Origin of the sequence: Micromonospora acroterricola (genome assembly GCF_003172955.1) — a bacterium.
Taxonomy (GTDB): Bacteria; Actinomycetota; Actinomycetes; order Mycobacteriales; family Micromonosporaceae; genus Micromonospora; species Micromonospora acroterricola.
On the sequence record NZ_QGKR01000037.1, the window covers coordinates 1 to 3,377 of the forward strand.

The following is a 3,377-nucleotide window of genomic DNA, read 5'->3' on the forward strand; positions in this document are numbered from 1 at the left end:
CCCCGGTCCCGCCCGCTCGTGCGCCCGGCCGCACGGCGCGCCGGGCTGCCCTCGTCGTCGCGGCGCTGCTGGTTGCGGCCGCCGCTGGCGTCAGCACCGGTCTGGCGGTCACCGGCGACGAGCCGACGGGCACCGCCGGCCGGTCGACCACCGCGCCTCCCCCGGACCACCCGCCGGGCGGTGGGGGCCAGGATGGACCGTTCGGTCCCGGTCCCGGTCCCGGTCCCGGCGCTGGTCCCGGCCCCGGTCCCGACCGACCCGGCCCACCTCCGGGCGGGCGCGAGGTGCCTCCGCCACCGTTTCCGTGCGTCCGCCCGCACATCGCCGGTGCTCCGGTGCCGGCCGGGTCGCCGGCTCCCGGCGAGCGGTTCCGCCCACCAGACGGCTGGGTCTGGCACGCGGACACCGCCGGCTTCCGGGTCTCCGTACCGGCTCGCTGGCACTACTCACGGGACGGCTCGGTGGCCTGCTTCCAGGACCCGACGACGGGTCGGACGTTCAGCGTCGCCGAGGGCGGCGCCGCCGATCCGCTGGCCCGACTGCGGGCGGTCCGCGACGCGGCGTCCGGTTACGGCGCGCTCCCGGGCTACGACGAGGTCCGCCTCGCCGCGAGCGACGGCGGTGGGGAGTGGGAGTGCCGGTGGAACGCGCCGTACGGTGCCCGGCTGCACGCCCGACAACAGGTCGTCGGCACGCGCGCCGGGAATGGCCGTTGGATGCTGGGCTGGATCACCGATGACCGGGACTGGGCCGCCGCCGGCGCGGACTGGACGATCATGCGAGACAGCTTCCGATCGCCCCGCTGACCTGCACCGTACGTCGTCCTGCGGACCGCCGTCCGGGGTGGATCGAGGCCGCTCGGTGGATGAGAAAGGCTACCCCGGTGGCTATCGTGTAACCGGGGTGAGCGATGCGGTAGCAGCAGGTGTCGAGTCCGTTCCTCTAGCGCTTTCAGGGCTCTATTTGCTGAGGCGGGTGTGAAGGTTGTGGGTGGCGACGATGACCATGTGCGCGTGACTGAGATTTTGACGTCGCTGCGCGAGCGGCGGTATGGGTTCCGAGTTGCCGCGAACCGTGCCGGCCGCGCGGTCCACGCCGCCATCGATCCGGGCGGTGGGTCGTGAAGACAACCCAGGCGTACCGCTATGCCCTGGACTTGACACTTCGTCAGGAGCGGGTGGTGCTGGGGCACGCGGGAGCGGCGCGCCTGGCGCACAACTGGGCCCTCGATCGCGTGAGAGCGGTGATGGGGCAGCGGGCGGCGGAGCGGTCCTACGGCGTCGCCGAGGAGCATCTGACCCCGGTGCTGCGGTGGTCGTTGCCGGCGCTGCGCAAGGCGTGGAACGCCGCGAAGGATGAGATTGCGCCGTGGTGGCGGGAGTACTCGAAGGAAGCGTTTAACACTGGCCTCGATGCGCTGGCCCGTGGTTTGAAGAACTGGTCGGAGTCGCGCTCAGGCGCGCGCAAGGGGCGGCCGGTCGGCTTCCCTCGGCGCAAGACGCGCCGTCGAAGCACGCCGAGTGTGCGGTTCACCACCGGCGCCATCCACGTCGAGCCGGACCGCAAACACGTCGTGTTGCCGCGCCTGGGCCGATTGAAGCTGCACGAGTCGGCTCGTAAACTCGCCCGCCGGTTGGATGCGGGTACCGCGCGGATCCTGTCGGCGACGGTGCGCTGCGAGGGCGGCCGCTGGCATGTGTCGTTCACCTGCGAGGTTGTGCGGGCTGCGCGCAGCCCGACGCGACCCGGGTCCGTGGTCGGGGTGGACCTCGGCCTGACGCACTTGGCGGTGCTGTCTACCGGCGAGCAGATACCCAACCCCCGCCACCTCATGGCGGCTACCCTGCGGATGCGCCGACTGGCCCGCACGGTGTCCCGCCGCGTTGGCCCGGACCGGCGTGTCGGGCGAGACGCGTCGAAGCGGTGGGAGCGGGCCAGCCAGCGGCTGCGCCGCGCGCACAGGCGGGTGGCGAACCTGCGCCGCGATGGGCTGCACAACCTCACGACCCGCCTCGCCCGCGAGCACGCCACCATCGTGGTCGAGGGTTTAAACGTGATAGGGATGTTGCGTAACCGGCGGCTAGCTCGGTACATCGCCGACGCCGGCTTCGCCGAGCTACGTCGACACCTCCACTACAAGACTGAGTGGAACGGCGGACAGCTAATCGTGGCCGACCGTTGGTTTCCGTCAAGTAAGACCTGCTCGGGCTGCGGCACGGTGAGAACCAAGCTGGCTCTGTCCGAGCGGACCTACACCTGCACCATCTGTGGCCTGACCCTCGACCGGGATCTAAATGCCGCACGTAACCTTGCCGCCCTTGCGCGTGAGGTTATCGACGACCGGAGTGGCCGGGAGTCGCTAAACGGACGCCGAGCCGACCGTAGGACCCCGCCCGCGGGGCTGGTGGCCGTGAAACGTCTACCCGGCGCCGCACCTGCGGATAAGTCCGGGACCGTCTCACCGCAAGGCGGGACTACCGACCGCGCGCTCGCTAGAGCGCGCTGAGTGGTAACGGGAGCGACTGTGCGGCAGTTGCTGATCGCGGGTCGGTACCGGCTGCTCGACCTGGTCGGCACCGGCGGGATGGGCCGCGTGTGGCTGGCCCGCGACGAGATGCTGCACCGCGACGTCGCGGTGAAGGAGGTCGTGCCACCGGCCTGGCTGGCCGAGGCCGACCGGGCGGAGTTGCGGCTGCGGACGCTGCGCGAGGCGCGCACCGCCGCCCGGCTCAACCACCCCAACGTCGTCCGCATCTACGACGTCGTGCACGACCGGGAGAGCCCCTGGATCGTCATGGAGTACGTGCCGTCCCGGTCGGTGCAGCAGATCATCGCCACCGACGGTCCACTCAGCCCGCAGCGCACCGCCCGGATCGGGCTGGCCGTGCTCGCCGCGTTGCGGGCCGCGCACACCGCCGGGGTGCTGCACCGCGACGTGAAACCGCACAACGTGCTGGTCGCCGACGACGGGCGCGTGGTGCTCACCGATTTCGGGCTGGCCACGTTCGACGGTGGCGACGGCGCCATGACCGGGCCGGGCAGCGTGCTGGGCTCGCCGCAGTTCGTCGCCCCGGAACGCGCCCGCGAGGGGGTGTCGAACCCGCGTACCGACCTGTGGTCGCTGGGCGCGACGCTCTACGCGACGGTCGAGGGCCGTTCGCCGTACGCGCGGTCCAGCGCGATGGCGACGCTCAGCGCGCTGGCGACCGAACCGCCGGACCCGATGCGTCGTGCCGGGTCGCTGCGCCCCGTGCTCACCGGCCTGTTGCAGCGCGACCCCTGGCGGCGGTTGACCGCCGCCGAGGCGGAGCCGCTGCTGCGGAGCACGGCGGCGGAGCACGACGAGCCCGCCGAGCCGGCCCGCTCGGCGGCGGTGG

At 72.3% G+C, this 3,377-nt stretch carries 3 protein-coding genes; all 3 read left to right on the plus strand.

From position 1 onward, the window contains the following. The first annotated feature begins 335 nt into the window (after window positions 1–335). Complete coding sequence (locus DKT68_RS31310) at window positions 336–806, plus strand: hypothetical protein (RefSeq protein ID WP_201748839.1); 471 nt, start codon at window positions 336–338, stop codon at window positions 804–806. A gap of 314 nt (window positions 807–1,120) precedes the next feature. Continuing rightward, window positions 1,121–2,506: an IS607 family element RNA-guided endonuclease TnpB gene (gene tnpB, locus DKT68_RS00410; RefSeq protein WP_109815462.1), complete on the plus strand. Its 1,386-nt coding sequence runs from the start codon at window positions 1,121–1,123 to the stop codon at window positions 2,504–2,506. Window positions 2,507–2,584: 78 nt separating this feature from the next. Next, window positions 2,585–3,377 (plus strand): serine/threonine-protein kinase (locus DKT68_RS00415; protein WP_236646643.1); only part of this gene is annotated, 793 nt, incomplete at its 3' end.